Genomic DNA, 17,032 nt, shown 5'->3' with positions numbered 1-17,032 from the left:
GTAAAATACGTGAGAAGTATGGGGATAATAAAAATACTTAAATACCATTTTTCAACTATTTTTTTCATTCGTCGCAAATTTTGTTTCTTGCTGCAAATATATCCTTATCAGCTTACAAATTCAACATAGTGCCTATTGATTCTGAAATACAATAAAGATTAGCCGTCTAATGTAATAAAACGTTAATTTAAATTAACATTAATCATTTTTATTATGCAAATAGTCAACACAATATTCGCATATATCAAGATCATCCTCAAGATCACTTTCAAAAATTTGACTGCATTGACTACAAATTCTAAGATCATCATTTTCGTTAGTTTCAAAACAACTAAAACATACATACCCGTCATCTCCTTTTGCTACAAATGTATCAGCTTCGTAACAGTGAATACAATCAATCACTGGAAATTCGCCACCATCTTTTGCGCATATAAAAGAGCTTTCTCCTAAAATATTTTCAGCATACAGCACGGCAACTTTATGTGGTTCGTCTGAATATCCACAAAATAAACACTCCAAAGGCTCATTCAAAACAAAAGTAGATTGTCTGCAAAGAGGACAACTTTCGATTTTAAATTCCTTCTGAGCCAACTCTAGCTTTGATTTTATCTGAGATGCACGTAAAAGCACAAACTCTTTAAATTTAGCAAGGGCTTCTCTTAATCTTTCAACGTATTCTTGAGAAGTTGCTGAAAGAAATTTAAAATCAAAATTATTATTTATAAAATTTAATATAACACAGAGAACCTTTGAAGAAATTGACTTTATTGCTTTTATATTTTCATCAAACTCGAAATGCTCGATTTTATTTCTAAGTTTTTTTAATTGTCTAAGAATGGATTTATCCTTATCAGAAAGCTCAATTAAACATATATTAGTTAATCTAACTAATAAAGTTTCAAAATCGACACTCTTAAAATCACCTATTTTTAATAATTCAAATTTTGCTGAATTTGGGTTTTCAAAAATTAAAGACCAATGCTCATTTTTAAGTAACTCTTTTAATAAAAGTTCTGTCCCCGCAGATAAATGAAGAATTGCATATTTTAATTTGTGCGGAGAATAATCTACTAAGACATGTTCTATCCCTGAAGCAATAAAATCTAGTCCATTTTCTAATAAATCAAATTGTATGTTCTCTAAATATCTATTTTTCATAATATTATTTCAACAATTAAATTCAATGATAGATTAACTACTTAACTCAAAAATAGCAAAAAAAATATCATATACCCTTCTATTTAGATCATAAAAAAAAATATATTTGTCAAATAATACGTCTGACAATATTATTAATTAGCGAAAATAAAAACATTAAAGTGGTCTCAAAATTTCGGTATATGCAACTTTCAAAGTATTTTAGCAGACTTAATCATTTCAACGATTATAATCAATAAAAAACTGCAATAATATTCTTTCTGTTTTTTAAATACTATTTAAGGTTTATTTCAACAAATCAATTATTTTAAATGCAAACTTTAAAAATTTTATAATAACTGTAATAAATATGGGAAAACCTTTTAGAGACGAAATAAGTAAAATACAAGAGACATATAATTGGGCATTAAATGTAGATATAGAGAATTTACAATCTATTCGTGATTTACTATTAAAAAAATCTCTCTTTATAGTTGGATCTGGTGGATCTACGTGTAGTTGTTGTCTTTTTTCGATGCTTCATCAAGAGGAAGGAAAAATGGCAAGTTCAATTACTCCATTAGAACTTCAATATGTTAAAAATGTAATCAACAAGAATACAAATGTAGTTTTCATTAGTGCTGGTGGAAGAAATTCTGATATATTATTTGCCTTCGATACGGCAATAAATCAAGAACCTTCTAATATTCTGAGTATTTGTTTTAATGAAAATAGTCCTTTAGCAAAAAAAAGCGCGAAATTTTCTACTGCTAAAATGATGAATTTAGAGAATCCTGCTGGAAAAGATGGTTTTTTAGCAACTAATTCAACAATAGCTTACTTTACTATAATTTCAAGATTATATAATTACCCAATAAGTCTTAAAAATTTAATACCTTCAAAATCGTTTTTAACGGAAATTTCTAAGTTCTCAAATTTACTACACGAAGACTTTACAATAACTGTTCTTTATAGTGGGTGGAGTAAGCCGGTTGCGATAGATATTGAATCTAAATTTTCAGAAGCTGGATTAGGAAATATATTGTTGACTGACTATCGAAATTTTGGACATGGCAGACATAACTGGTTTGACAAAAAGCAAAAACAATCAGCAATAGTTGCATTAATAAATAATGACGACTTTGAACTTGCAAATAAAACCATAAACATATTACCTCACAAAATCCCTGTATTGAAAATCATTTCGAAAAATGATGCATGTAATGCAAGTATTGAACTTCTTGCTAAATCATATTATTTAGTTGATGAAATCGGCAGATTAAAAGGTATCGACCCAGGAAGACCTGGTGTCCCTTCCTATGGTAGTGAACTTTACCATTTAAAATATTCTAAGTATTATTTAAAAAAGAGCAAACTAAAAAGTAATATTAGAATAGCTATTAAAAGAAAATTTGGTGACCCTGATCACCCGTCAAATGAATCTTTTCTTCCAAAATGGTTACATTCATATAAAAATTTTGTTAGTAGTATTCGAAAAGCCAAGTTTAAAGGAATAATGCTTGATTATGATGGGACAATTTGTTCTACTGAAGAACGTTTTGACTCACCAAGACAAGAGATTATTAAAAAACTAATCTTTTTTTTAGAAAATAATATAACAATAGGAATTATTACAGGAAGAGGAAAATCAGTCCGAAATACTTTTCAGGATTTAATTCCTAAAGAATATTGGTCAAAATTTTTAATAGGATATTACAATGGTGCACAAATTGGTACATTAGATGACAACAATTTACCGATTGTTAACGAAAATGATATATTATTTACTGAAATATTTAAAACTTTAAAAGCTGAAGATCTGATTGATCTTAATAGTGAAATTGAATTAAGAAAAGGTCAATTAACTGTTATAATTAAAAATAAAAATAAATCAGAAGTAATTAAAAACATGATGAGAGATATTTTAAAAAGATTATATCCATTTGAAGTACAAGTCTTGGAATCGAGCCATTCAATTGATATAATATCTTCAAAAACGTCCAAAAATTCAATTTTAGATTATTATCGACAAAATCATGGTGATTACGATAAAAATGATATTTTTTTATTTATTGGTGATAGAGGAAAATGGCCGGGTAATGATTTTCAATTACTATCAAATGACTTTTCTCTAAGTGTTGACGAAGTTTCAAGTGATCCGTATACATGCTGGAATCTATCTTCCATTGGAAATAATTGTGTGGAGACAACTCTTGAATATTTTGAAAATATAAAACCTTCCGAAAATGGTTATTTTAAAATGACATTGTAATATATGAGAGCGGCACTAGCAGAAAAACTCTTAGTTAAGATAATGGAATGGGATTCAACACAAATAACTAAAGAACGCCCACTAATTCAAGCCTTATCAAGTTTTAAATATAACGAATATCAACAGTTTTCAATTGGAACAAGATTTATTGAGAGCCTCGTTAAGTGGCTAAACCAATTCGAAACACTGGAAGAGCGAAACATAGCATATGATTTTATTATGCAGAGACTAATTTTCATCTCTAACGATCAAATGTTACATCTTGTAAATATAACATTTAGTGATAAAATTAATCCCTTTCTAATAAAGAAAAGTGCTGAAGCTCTGAAAATTAATGCTTTTCATATCACAAAAATAATTAAAAGCACCGAATATGCTTCAATAACCAGAAGAAGCTTATTTATTGGCTTAAGTGATGGTTCCAGAATTGATCAGCTTAGACGATACAGTGGGCTTAACAATGAGCAAGTAGTTCCTACCTATCAAATCAATAAAGAAAAGATTGATGATATGATTAATGAATTAAGGAATAGCAATGTAAAAGATAGCTTTAATACAATTTTTTTAATTGATGATTTCACTGCTAGTGGGACAAGTTATTTTAGAATAGAAGACGAAAATAAAAGAAAAGGGAAAATTTACAAAGTAATCTCTGCTCTTTATGACAATGAGGCTGATTTATACAATTTAATTGATCATTCCGAAAATGCTGATGTTATCGATATAAATATAATATTTTATATAGCTACAGATGAAGCTATCAACAAGCTTGAAACAGAAATAAATGAATGGCAAAATGAATTTTCAGATAGATTTAAATTTAATATTGAAGTTGTACAAAAAATAAATGATGCGGTAAAAATAAATCCATTAACTGATAATAATTTTATTGAATTGTCAAAAAAATATATCACATCTGATATTGTTGATATACACTTCAAAAAAGCAAAACACGAAATGTATTTTCTCGGTTACAATGAATGTGCACTACCTTTAATATTAGTCCATAACACCCCAAACAATTCAATGCCTCTCTTATGGTGGACACCAGCCAATAAAGACTTTATTGGTCTGTTTCCAAGAGTTACACGTCACAGATAATTATGAGTAATAAGCTTAGAAATCCCTTCAAAATAAGAGCATCTGAAAAAATTGATTCAGAAGCTGGCTTTTTACGTTTATTTAGCCCCTTAGTTCTTGAATCACTTCATGAAAAATATCAATCTGGTAAATTATGGGATAATGTCATGTATATACATAGTTCCCCAGGTGCTGGTAAATCATCGTTAATTAGAGTTTTTGAACCATCAACGCTAAAAATACTGATTAACAGTAAGTCTTCACCAGATTTCAAAGAGCTCTTCAATTCATTAAAAAAAATTGAAGTAATTAACCAAGATAAAATAGAGATTCTTGGTGTATCAATGCAATGTACAAGAAACTACGAAATATTAGAAGAGTTAAATATAAATTCAGGACAAAAAGCTCGATTCTTCTTCTCTCTTTTAAATTCAAGAATAATCATAGCTACACTTAGAAGTACTTGTGTAATGCTAAATAAGAGATTTCCAGAAGATTTAGAAGAAATTAATTTTAATTACAATAATTCTGATAATTATTTTAAGACATTAAAACTTCCTTGCACTGGTCAAGATCTTTATCAATGGGCATCCAAAATTGAGAGAAATATCTATAAGGCAATTGATAGTTTTTTACCTCTTGAAGACACAGAATTAGAAGGGCATGATGAATTATTTTCCCTAATTACTCTTACACCTGAAAATCTTAGTTATAAAAATCAATTAATCTGTTCAAAAATTTTATTTGTATTAGATGACGCACATAAATTGTCAACTGATCAAAGGAGAAGACTGAAAAAGTATTTAGCAGAAAAAAGAGGAGATTTCTCTATTTGGATTTCTGAAAGATTAGAAGCATTAGAATCAATTGAAAACTTAGGATCAACGCTAGAGAGAGATTATAATGAAATAAATTTAGAAGATTTCTGGCGAGATTATCCAGGCAAATTCGAAAAAATCGTAAGAAGTATCTCAGAAAAAAGAGCAAACATTTCCACTGAGGATGTATCTTCATTCCAAAATTATTTATCCGATAATTTAAATGAGGAAAACAATAAAGAGCAATTTTCAGATTATAATATTTCCAAAATTAATTTTTTTGGTGAGATTTCTAAATACACTAATAAGTTTGATGAATGGATAGAGTATGTAACGACTTTAAATATTAATGAATATGAAAAGGCATTAGCTTTAGGTGAATTAGAAATACTAATTAATAGAAATATGGGAAAGCAACAGTTAAGTTTTGAGTTCCCACTTACAGTTGAAGAATACAAACATAAAAAAAATTATGATGTAGCGACAGCATCAAATTTGTTCTTATCAAATTCTATGAAATTACCATATTATTTCGGTTTTGGTTCATTAGCAAAGGCTTCTTCATCTAATATAGAACAATTCTTGACTTTTTCAGGTGCATTATTTGAAGAAATGATTTCAAAAAAAATATCTGGAGATGATTTAGTACTAGCAGATTTTGAACAACATAAGATTTTAAAAGATGTTTCAAAACAAAAATGGAAAGAATTAAGACGAATTATACCATTTCAAGAATCAGTGATTAGTTTTCTAACTTTCCTAGGAGAGTTCTCTAAAAAAGAAACTTTTAAACCTAATGCCCCGTATGCACCTGGTGTCAACGGATTCGCAATTAAGCCTAATAAAGAAATTAAACTAATTCATAATTTTAATAATTGGACAGATGAACCATCTTACGAATTATTGGTTAATGTTTTGTCAACATGTGTAGCATACAACTTATTAGAGATAAAAAGTACCAATCAAGGAAAGAAAGATCAAAGTTGGGACGTCTATTATTTAAATAGATGGCTGTGTATTTTTTTTGATTTGCCCTTGTCCCATGGAGGATGGAGACATAAATCACCATCTGAATTAACTAAATGGTTAAAGTAATGAAAGAAAATAGATGGAATCCGTACATTCTATTACAAAACAATTCAGTAGAAGAATTGTGGTGTAATCATTTTGCTGATAAAAATAAGAAAGTATTATTTATACTTGGCAAAGGCTTTGATGTAAGAATGAATATAGGAATAAGTAGTTTAATTGATAAATGTCCTACTTTAAATTTAGACTGCATACTTGTGGGACTGACAGAAGGTAAAGATTCAAGTTCCCATAAACTACAGGATCTAGTTAATGAAAATGTAGAAGAAATAACAAAACTCTTAGCTGGTAAAACGATCATAAATAAAGAATTAAAACTTTGGATTACCAAAGAAAAAAAGAAAATAAAAATCGGGGATAGAGAAGCAGCAAATTTAATTGGTTCATATGATGAAATAAAAGATTATACAGATATTATTGTTGACATTAGTTCTCTTCCTAGAGGAGTTTATTTCTCATTAATTGGCAAACTACTGGCGCTAATTGACTTATATTCAAATAATTCACAAAACTTAATGATCTGTATCGCAGAAAATGCTAAAATAGATGAACTTACAAAGGAGAATGTTTCAGAGGGAGATATAAATTTTTTGCATGGTTTTGGCGGAGGTATCGAAGTAACATCTGAAAATGATAAACCTTTAGTATGGTTTCCTGTATTAGGAGAAGATAAATTACCGCATGTTAGAAAGGCATTTGGTAAAATTACAGAAACTAAGAACAGACTTTACGAAATTTGTCCCACTTTCCCATTCCCATCTAAGGATCCTCGAAGATCAGATTCAATTTTAATTGAATATCATGAATTGTTGTTTGATGAGTTAGGTATTGAACCTCAAAACATAATGTATGTCTCTGAGAGAAACCCTTTTGAAGCTTATATTCAATTGAATAATGCAATAAAAAATTACAAAAAATCGTTAGAAATAATTAATGGATGCAAAGCAGTTTTATCTAATTTTTCAAGTAAACTTTTGTCTATTGGAACTCTTCTTGCCGCTTATGAAGATCGAGAAGATATAGGTGTTCTAAACATAGATTCTCAAGGATATGATTATGTTAATAAAAATGAAGTAAAAAAACTAAGATCTGAAAGTGAACTTTTCGTAACTTGGCTGACTGGAGAACCTTATAATGATTAGTATAAATAAAATAGAAAATAAGACGTCAATTTGTGTCGGTAGTGGACTAATTGCTCTTGACGTAATTTTGAATGGAAAACCATCTACACCTGCTAAGCTTTGCGCTGGTGGATCATGCGGTAATGTCCTTTCAATCCTTGCCTTTCTTGGTTGGGAATCTAAACCTATCGGAAGATTAGCAGAAAACAAAGCATCTGAAAAGTTATTTGATGATTTTTTAAAATTTGATGTCAATTTAACTTTAATGACAACTACCCAAGATGGGAACACTCCTATAATAATTCATCGAATTTTAAAGGACAAAGAGGGAAATGCAAAACATAAATTTGAATTTAAAAACCCTGCAACAAATACATGGTTACCTATGTATAAGCCTGTTTTGGCATCATCGGTTGATTCATTAACTTTAAAACAAGCGCACTCTAATGTTTTTTACTTCGACAGAGTTTCAAGAGCAACAATAAATTTGGCAAAATATTACAAATCGAAGGGAGCATTAATCATCTTTGAGCCTTCTTCTTACAAAGAGGATAAGCAATTTAAAGAATGTTTAGAAATCTCTAATATTATTAAATTTTCAAGTGACAGAATACTAAACTACTCAATTTTACACCCTACTGCAAAAGCTGATTTAGAAATTGAAACACTTGGCAGTAAAGGGCTAAAATATAGACTAAAATCGGATAGAAAGTCAGATTGGAAAACAATATCTTCTTTTGAATTTAGTGACATTAAGGATTCTGCAGGGGCAGGTGATTGGTGCACAGCAGGAATAATAAATGAACTTGGTTTTAATGGAATCAGATCTTTTGAAAACGCGGATCGTAATGCCATTGAAAAAGCACTACTTATTGGTCAGGTGTTTGGCGGTTTAAACTGCAATTATGATGGTGCTAGAGGTATAATGTACAATATCAATTATTCCTCATTTATTGAAATCGCTGAAGCTATACTAAATAAAACGATTACACCTCTTCCGCAAAGTAGTGGTATAAAAATCACTTCAATCGATGATTTTAAATTTGAATCAATTTTGTAGAACTTTTGTACTACTTAAAAAATAAAAAAGATGCAATGTGCATCTTTTTTATTTTTTAAGCTTTATTATCTTATATACAAGCTAAATAATATCTAAAATAACAATTTTGCGATTATAAGAGATAATACTCCCAAAATTATTAGTAAACCACTAATGAGTGATAAAATATTCTCGATAAAAGGTGTCAACAAGGAACTTCTATAATTTTTAAAGCCTTCACCGCCTAAAGAATTTCTACGATAAAACTTTCTCCTACCAATTAAGAGTTTAAATACAATTCCTATTATTAAAGCCAAAACACCAAAAATTATGAGTACAGCATTGTTTCTATCCATAATTATTTAATAATGTTTAAATAAAAGTTCTTTTCTTTAAATCAACTTAACTAGTCACTTTAAATATTTTCTATACGAAATTATACTTTATCATTAGATTTCGCTACAAAGTCATCATTGATTTTTGAACCATGCTTTTCTTCAATCAGTCTAAAAAAATCTGAGAGTGAAATCTTCTTATAAAAACACATTATTGCCAAAGTTGACATCGGAATTCTATATCCATCTACATCTTTTATCTTGGTTAGTATATGTCTATGGACTCCCAATTCTTTACTCTGTTTATTAATTGATTTTTTAGTGTCAATCCAATTACTAGAAATAAAATTGCATACAAACTTATCAAGTAAAAATACTTTACCTGTTTCCTGCATTATGTCCTTATCTCTACTATTCTTAGCCATTATAACAAAAAAAGAAATTATTTACAAATATTTTTGTCACGATAGTGACAGTTTTGTGATATTTTAGTATATTTGCAATTGATTATATATATTTGCGATTCTTCATAGAAAATTTTTGAAGCATTCGCTTTGAATCTTGCACTAGAAAAAACTGGACACTTTTTCAAATGCGCGCAAGAAGATAAGTGCAAATGCTCACGCCATAAATGGCGTGGGCTCACTTATGCGCGCAAGGTCGTCCAGTAAATCCTTCTAGTGTATAAGCTGAGAACGACCCACGCCTCCTTTTTTGGATATATCTCAACTTCTCAAAGCTACTTCTGATTTATATAAAGATTTGCATATAGCAACAACTTTAAATTTAATTATATGGAAATAGCATTACTCAACCCAAATTAGAAAAAGGAATATTACTGCTAATCTTAAATCTTTTAAAACAAATGCCCATGAAACAATCAAATTGAGTCACATTTGGGACCTCAATTTATTTTAATATAAAAATGGCCCTCTGCAGTAGCGACTAAACTTTAGCAGAGGACCTTAGCTAATCAAATACCATTTAACTAACCAATCCCAATATTATGAATTATTTTTCATTTTACAAGGATGGGAAAGCGCTTTATTGCCTTATTTTTGCAAGCTTGCTGCTCTCTTCCCCTCCTTCTTTAGCCAAAACAAGCATACGGAATTCAAAAACATTCATCCAACAGCATCAGATACAGGGAACTGTCACTGATGGAAGCTCTCCCCTGCCGGGTGTTACCATCGCTGTAAAAGGCAATCCAAAAACGGCTGTAATTTCAGACTACAATGGAGAGTACAATATTTCCGCATCTGCTCAAGACACTCTGATGGTTTCTTATTTGGGTTTTAAAACAGTTTTTATCCCCATAAAGAACCGTTCTAAAATTGACATTGCGCTTAAGTATGACACCACTACTCTGCAGGAGGTAAAAGTTAATGCAGGCTATTATTCCGTAAAAGAAAGCGAACGCACAGGGAATATTGCCCGTATTACTTCCAAAGATATAGCCACACAGCCTGTCACCAATGTTCTGGCCGCAATGCAGGGACGCATGGCGGGAGTTAATATTACACAGAATACAGGTGTTCCCGGCGGAGGTTTTAATATTCAGATTCGAGGCCAGAACAGCATACGTGCAGATGCCAATTCGCCTCTCTATATTATTGACGGAGTTCCCTACGCTTCTGAAACAATCGGCTACAGCCAGACCTCTACGATTTTTCCATCCACAACAAGTCCGCTTAACAGTATAAATCCAGATGCCATAGAAAGCATCGAAGTGCTTAAAGATGCTGATGCCACCGCAATTTACGGTTCACGCGGAGCAAATGGTGTAGTTCTTATAACCACAAAAAAAGGGAAAGAAGGGAAAACAAAATTTTCCTTCAATGCTTCAACGGGAGCCGGAACCGTGACACGTTTAATGACTATGATGAACACGGAGCAATATCTTGAAATGCGACGTCAGGCATTTGCTAATGATAAGGTAAGCACCTACCCGGCCAGTGCTTATGACATCAACGGAACATGGGACCAGAACCGCTATACCGACTGGCAGAAAGAACTTATAGGAGGCACATCAGTCCTCTCAGAACTGCGTGGAAGTGTCAATGGAGGAACACAACTCACCCAGTTTCTTTTCAGCGGCAACTATCACAACTCGACCAGCGTATTTCCAGGCAGTTATATCTATAAGAAAGGCAGTTCAAATCTTAATCTTAACCATCAATCTTCAGACGGTAGGTTTCGCATGAATTTTTCTGCCGGCTATACTGTGCAGAACAATGACCAGCCTGCTTCAGATTTCACAAACGAATCAAAATTGATTGTTCCCAATGCACCTGCCCTTTATAGTGACGACGGCAGTCTTAACTGGGAGAATGGAACATGGAATAATCCGCTACGAGGCTTAAAAGCAGAATACCTTTCCAAAACAAAAGATATTCTAGCCAATACTCTTCTCTCCTATGAAATTGCGCCTGATCTCATACTCAAAAGCAGTTTCGGCTATACTGACCTTCAGCATAACGAATTAAGAACCGCTCCTTCTACTATGTACAATCCTTCCTTGGGCTATACAAGTGCCAACTCTGTATTATACCATAACAATACGGCAAGAAGTTCATGGATCATTGAGCCTCAGATCAATTGGGATAAACAATTCGCTGGCGGAAAGCTTGGAATAATTGCTGGCGGTACATTCCAGAGACAAAATTCTCTTCGGCTGATACAGTCTGGAAGCGGTTTCAGCTCCAACAGTCTTATCTATGATCTTGCCTCGGCAGTTACTAAACAGGTGCAGTTCAGCGATGAAACTATTTATAAATATCAGGCCTTCTTTGGAAGAATTAACTACAACTGGAAAAATCGGTATATAATTAATCTCACAGCAAGACGTGACGGATCAAGCAGATTCGGTCCCGGGAACCAATTTGCAAGCTTTGGCGCAGTGGGAGCTGCCTGGCTGATATCTGAGGAAAGCTTTTTAAAAAACAGTTCAGTTATTAGTTTTGCCAAAGTTCGAGGCAGTTACGGAACCACTGGAAGTGATCAGATTGGAGATTATCAATTTCTAGACACCTATACATCCTCGGGAGTGAATTATCAAAATATTATCGGGCTTCAGCCCTCTAGACTATTCAACCCAGATTTTGGTTGGGAGATCAATAAAAAGCTGGAAGCTGCTCTCGAAATTGGATTTTTTGCCGACCGTTTGTTTATGACCGCAGCATGGTATCGAAACCGTTCCTCTAATCAGCTGGTTGGAATTCCCCTGCCTGGAACTACAGGTTTTCCACAGCTGCAGGCAAATCTAGATGCGGATGTTCAAAACACAGGATATGAATTTACACTGCGTACCGTCAATTTTAACCGTAAAAATTTTAACTGGATAAGCAGCTTCAATATTAGTCTTTCCAGAAATAAACTGCTCAGCTTTCCTAATCTGGAAAGCTCAACCTACAAGGATAAATACAGAATTGGACAGCCGCTTAACATTCAGCTGTCATACAGATATTTAGGAGTTGATCCCGATACTGGAATTTATCGATTTGCAGATGAAAACGGAGATGGTCTTCTATCCTCGCCAAATGATAAGCAGACTGCGGTAAATTTAAACCCAGAGTTTTTTGGCGGCCTGCAGAATCAGATCACATTTAAAAACTGGAAATTGGACTTCCTTTTTCAGTTTGTCAAGCAGCGCAACTTTAGCTATGGAAGCATTCCGGGAATGATGTACAACCAGCCCCGGCGTATTGCAGGCAACAGCTGGCTCAATCCGGGCGACAATGCGACATATCAAATATATACCGCGGGATACAGTGCCGCTGCCATGAATGCACAATCACGCTACAGCAGCAGTAATGCAGGTATCGTGGATGCATCTTACATAAGACTGAAAAACATAGCGCTGACCTACCAGATCCCGCTGCATTTAAAAGACATGCAGTGCAATTTTATCCTGCAGGGACAGAACCTGCTGACTTTTACCCCATACAAGGACGGAGATCCTGAATTTACAAGCAGCGGTTACCTTCCTCCTCTTAAAATCATTACCGGAGGCATCCAATTCACTTTTTAATATTCAATTATGAAACCAACAATCCAAAAATACCATTCATTTTTCCCTGCAGGCGGAATAAAAATCTTTTGTCTGCTGTCCATATTTTTCTGCTCATGCGATTCATTTTTGGAGACCGATATGCCGAAATCCCAGCTTAACCGCGACAATGTCTTTGAAGATTATCTGACGGCTAATGCTGCAATGGCCGATGTATTTTCAAAAGTAAGGGACAGAGGCGTACTAACCGGCACTCAGTTTGGGCTCAACAACTATCTAGGGAATTACACCGATGAACTTACATTTTATGGTTCTGCCTCCAATGCAACCTCTGCTTTTTATACCAACACGGTGCTTCCATCAAACAGCACCTTGGCATTATTCTGGAATAATTCGTATAATCAGATTTATGCTTCAAATTCAGTACTTGAAGGTGTTCTCTCCTCTGCGTTAAGTTCCAGAGAAAAAAGCCAATTAGAAGGTGAAGCTCTATTTGTGCGCGGACTGCTGCATTTTTACCTGCTGCAGCTTTTTGGCGATGTTCCATATATCAAATCTACTGACTACAAAACAAACAGCACGGTAAGCCGAATGCCGGAAAACCTAGTCTATGACAACATTATCGACGATTTGAAAACTGCTTCAGCCCTCCTTCTTCCAGCTTACTCGTCAACGGAGAGGGTAAGGCCCAACCGTTTCGCCGCCAAGGCACTTTTGGCAAGGGTATGCCTTTACAGACAAGACTGGCAGCAGGCTTCTCAATTCTCAACAGAAGTTATCGAACAGACCCAATTATACACATTTGAGGAAAATCTCGATAATGTGTTTCTTAAAGGTTCTACCGAAGCTATCTGGCAGTTTATGCCAAGCATTACCGGTAAAAATACAGACGAAGGCGTTTTATTTACTTTTATTTCGGGGCCTCCCTCTTTAATCTCTCTGAGCCAGTCTTTGCTAAATTCTTTTGAAGTTAATGACAGGCGCAAACAGCGCTGGACCACAGCGGTCAGTAATGCATCCGGCACTTGGCATTATGCTTCTAAATATAAAGAGTCTAAAGTTTCAGGCACTTCAAAAGAATATTCTATGGTGCTGCGTTTGACTGAACAGTATATGATACGGGCTGAAGCCCAACTGAAATTGAAAAATACAGCAGGCGCTGTTGAAGATCTCAATAAGATTAGAAAAAGAGCCGGTCTGCCTGCTGTTGAAATAAGTACGGAGGAAGAGATAATGGATGTTATAATTCAAGAAAGAAGAAAAGAGTTTTTCACAGAATACGGGCACCGCTTTTTTGATCTGAAGAGAACAGACAGACTAGATGCTGTATTGAATGTGAAACCTGGCTGGAACTCCTCTGACAGGCTTCTTCCGATTCCTGAAAGTGAATTTATTGTTAACCCTAATCTGGGATCGCAAAATCCTCATTAATTGGATAAAAGATATGATATGAAAATATATTTTAAACCAAACCTTAGAATACACCGCCGTAAGGCATCCTTTATATTCGTTTTATATTTGCAATTAGTGGCCTGCCCTTTAATGGGGCAGGTTAAGCAAAAAAAATGGGTTACAAGCTCAGATTATTCGAAATGGGGAACATTGCGAATTAATAACTTGAGTCCTGAAGGAAGCTGGGCTGCTTATAGTCTTTCATACGAAAGTGCACATGATACCTTGTTCATAAAAAACATAAAATCTATGCAGACTTTTGCTTTTCCGCAGGCAAATACGGAGACATTTGCGGGCTCAGAATGGTTTTTCTTCCGTAATGCTCAAGGCCTTAATATTTTTAATCTAAAGACAGGCAGAAACACCATCATTGCAAATGTCCTGCAATATATTTATTCACCTGCCGCAAAAAAAATTATCGTTCTGACAAACTCCAGTGAAAGGGAAAAAACACTGCTGATCTGTGGCTTGGATGGAAAGATCCAAAAGAAGATTTCCAAAGTGGACCAGTTTATAGCCAGCAATGATAAAAAAATGCTCCTTTACACTACATCAAAAAATGGCACACAAACCATTTCTATATCAGATCTAACTGGAGCAAAACAAGATAAAGATCTTTTGAACTGCCGGACTTCATTTTCAAATCTGATCTGGCATCCTAAGGGGAATGCATTGGCATTTACTCAAACTCCAGAAGCCGCAAACACGTCAGCCACGACTCTTATATATTACAGCTTGTCAACTGATAAAATATATAAATCCAGCAAGGAAGATCTTACAAGGAATGTTTTGGGAGATTCACTTGCTGTAGCAGGGAAAAACAAACTGAAAATTTCAGATGATTTCCATAATTTTTTTTTCTTAGCAGAACTGAAATACAGCGCAAAAAAAAGTAGCAGTTCGGATTTGCAGTTTTGGAATACAAACTCAAAATGGATCTATCCGATCGATGAAAAACGCAAAAAATCCAGAAAAACATATCTAGCTCTCTGGATTCCTATGGAAAATAAGTATGAGCTTATTTCGAATGATACCTTGCCAAGTTATATGCTGACAGGAGATCAGCGTTACGCTGTCCTTTCCAATCCCCAGAAATACGAACCCCAGTTTGATTATGAAGCAAAAAGGGACTTTTATATAAAAAATCTTTCTAGTGGAGAAAGCAGATTATTATTAAAAAGTCACTCTGCCCATTATGATCACACAATTCCTTCTCCCTGCGGGAAATATATTGCCTACTTTAAAGATGAAAACTGGTGGATTTATGACATCAAAAACGGAAAACATAATAATTTTACACAAAACTTAGGCAGCACTTTTGCCAGCATTGAAAAACAGCACCCAAATAAAGATGCCTACCCTGTAATAGGATGGACTCAAAATGATAAGGAAATACTGTTATGTGATGCTTATGATCTCTGGGCTTTAACTCCTGACGGAGCTTCTGCACGGAGACTTACAAAAGGCAGGGAAACCCATACGCAATTCCGTCTTTGTAGCAATTTACAAAAGAGCGGCGCTAAATCAGATTACAGCGGAATAATTAGTTTACCTATAGACATGGAGCAAGGTTTACTGTTGGAAACTATAGATAATAATGGTAATTATGGGTTTTATAAATGGCATCCTAATACTCTGAAACAAATTTTATCTTCAAGCAATGCGCGCCTGGATCAGCTGATAGAATCCGCGGGAAGAGATGTTATCGCTTACACCGAGGAGCGTTATGATCTTCCGCCACGGCTTATGATAAGAAACCTGCGTGAAAAAAAATCAAAGTGTATTTTTCAAAGCAACCCGCACCAAGAGTTTTTTCATTGGGGTAAATCAGAAATGATAAATTATAAAAATTCTAAAGGAGAATCTCTTAAAGGAATTTTATTTTATCCAGCACAATACAGCGTAGAGAAAAAATATCCTATGATTGTCTATATTTATGAGAAACTTGCAAAAGATCTTAATCATAAATACTTAAACCCTTCCCAATACTATGGTGACGGTTCTTTTAATATTTCCAATTTTACCACTCAGGGATATTTTGTACTGGCGCCTGATATATCTTATGAACTCGGAAACCCTGGATTATCAGCCGTTGACTGTGTTGAAGCAGCTACAAAGAAAATTATCTCCGCTGGGCTGGTATATCCAGATAAGATCGGAATTACGGGCCATTCGTTTGGAGGATATGAAACAAATTTCATAATTACACAATCCAGTCTCTTTGCCGCGGCACTATCAGGAAGTGGAGCTTCAGATCTTACAAGTTTATATCTGAACATTGGAAATTCAGGCCGGCCTGACATCTGGCGTTTTGAAAACCAGCAGTGGCGTATGGGCAGATCACTATTCGAAGATAAAGAAGCCTACGACAGAAATACACCTATTTTATACGCTAAAAATATTACAGCACCTCTTCTTTTCTGGACAGGGGGAGATGACAAACAGGTGAACTGGAATCAGAGCATTGAGTTATATCTTGCTTTAAGACGGCTCAAAAAAAAACATATATTACTGCTGTATCCTGGCGAAGGCCACACACTTGCAAAAAAAGAAAATCAAAAAGATTTATCTGAAAAGTTTCAAGAGTGGTTTGATTATCATCTCAAAGATATTACGCCAGCAAATTGGATAGAAACAGGTCTTCAGTAAGTAAAACTATACAAAAACAGCAATGCAG

At 33.9% G+C, this 17,032-nt stretch carries 10 protein-coding genes; 8 read left to right on the top strand and 2 right to left on the bottom strand.

Annotated elements, in window-relative coordinates; genetic code table 11:
- Positions 1-198 precede the first annotated feature (198 nt).
- Positions 199-1,161 carry a hypothetical protein gene (locus ACODST_RS14550; protein WP_488932842.1) on the bottom strand — a complete coding sequence of 321 codons (963 nt, stop codon included), beginning with the start codon at positions 1,159-1,161 and terminating at the stop codon, positions 199-201.
- 349 nt (positions 1,162-1,510) lie between these two features.
- Here ACODST_RS14550 and ACODST_RS14545 point away from each other — a divergent pair, with 349 nt between their 5' ends.
- The 5 genes from ACODST_RS14545 to ACODST_RS14525 are packed head-to-tail and all read left to right on the top strand — an operon-like array spanning position 1,511 to position 8,580.
- The gene (locus tag ACODST_RS14545; RefSeq protein WP_488932841.1) at positions 1,511-3,412 is read left to right on the top strand and encodes an HAD hydrolase family protein; all 1,902 of its coding nucleotides are present in this window, start codon (positions 1,511-1,513) and stop codon (positions 3,410-3,412) included.
- 3 nt (positions 3,413-3,415) lie between these two features.
- Entirely contained in the window at positions 3,416-4,513 is a 1,098-nt protein-coding gene (locus tag ACODST_RS14540) for a phosphoribosyltransferase-like protein (protein ID WP_488932840.1), read from the top strand.
- Between the two features lie 2 nt (positions 4,514-4,515).
- A complete protein-coding gene (locus ACODST_RS14535; protein ID WP_488932839.1) occupies positions 4,516-6,405 on the top strand; it encodes an ORC-CDC6 family AAA ATPase in 1,890 nt (629 codons plus the stop codon).
- On the top strand, positions 6,405-7,541 hold the full coding sequence (locus tag ACODST_RS14530) for a hypothetical protein (protein WP_488932838.1): 1,137 nt from the start codon (positions 6,405-6,407) through the stop codon (positions 7,539-7,541). The genes ACODST_RS14535 and ACODST_RS14530 overlap by 1 nt, the downstream gene beginning before the upstream one ends.
- Positions 7,534-8,580 carry a hypothetical protein gene (locus tag ACODST_RS14525; protein WP_488932837.1) on the top strand — a complete coding sequence of 349 codons (1,047 nt, stop codon included), beginning with the start codon at positions 7,534-7,536 and terminating at the stop codon, positions 8,578-8,580. The genes ACODST_RS14530 and ACODST_RS14525 overlap by 8 nt, the downstream gene beginning before the upstream one ends.
- Before the next feature lie 415 nt (positions 8,581-8,995).
- Here the strand turns inward: ACODST_RS14525 and ACODST_RS14520 are convergent, their stop codons facing one another.
- A complete protein-coding gene (locus ACODST_RS14520; protein ID WP_488932836.1) occupies positions 8,996-9,319 on the bottom strand; it encodes a hypothetical protein in 324 nt (107 codons plus the stop codon).
- 581 nt (positions 9,320-9,900) lie between these two features.
- On the opposite strand from ACODST_RS14520, the gene ACODST_RS14515 reads away from it, so the two are divergent.
- The 3 genes from ACODST_RS14515 (at position 9,901) to ACODST_RS14505 (ending at position 17,004) form a co-directional block, all read left to right on the top strand.
- Positions 9,901-12,924: a SusC/RagA family TonB-linked outer membrane protein gene (locus ACODST_RS14515; RefSeq protein WP_488932835.1), complete on the top strand. Its 3,024-nt coding sequence runs from the start codon at positions 9,901-9,903 to the stop codon at positions 12,922-12,924.
- Positions 12,925-12,933: 9 nt separating this feature from the next.
- Positions 12,934-14,334, top strand: coding sequence for a RagB/SusD family nutrient uptake outer membrane protein (locus tag ACODST_RS14510; protein ID WP_488932834.1), 1,401 nt, complete (start codon positions 12,934-12,936; stop codon positions 14,332-14,334).
- Positions 14,335-14,604: 270 nt separating this feature from the next.
- Complete coding sequence (locus ACODST_RS14505; RefSeq protein WP_488932833.1) at positions 14,605-17,004, top strand: S9 family peptidase; 2,400 nt, start codon at positions 14,605-14,607, stop codon at positions 17,002-17,004.
- The last annotated feature ends 28 nt before the right edge of the window (positions 17,005-17,032 follow it).

It is taken from the genome of Flavobacterium sp. FG19 (assembly GCF_057809475.1).
The sequence above is the reverse complement of the archived record's forward strand: the minus strand, read 5'-3'. Positions and strand labels throughout refer to the sequence as shown.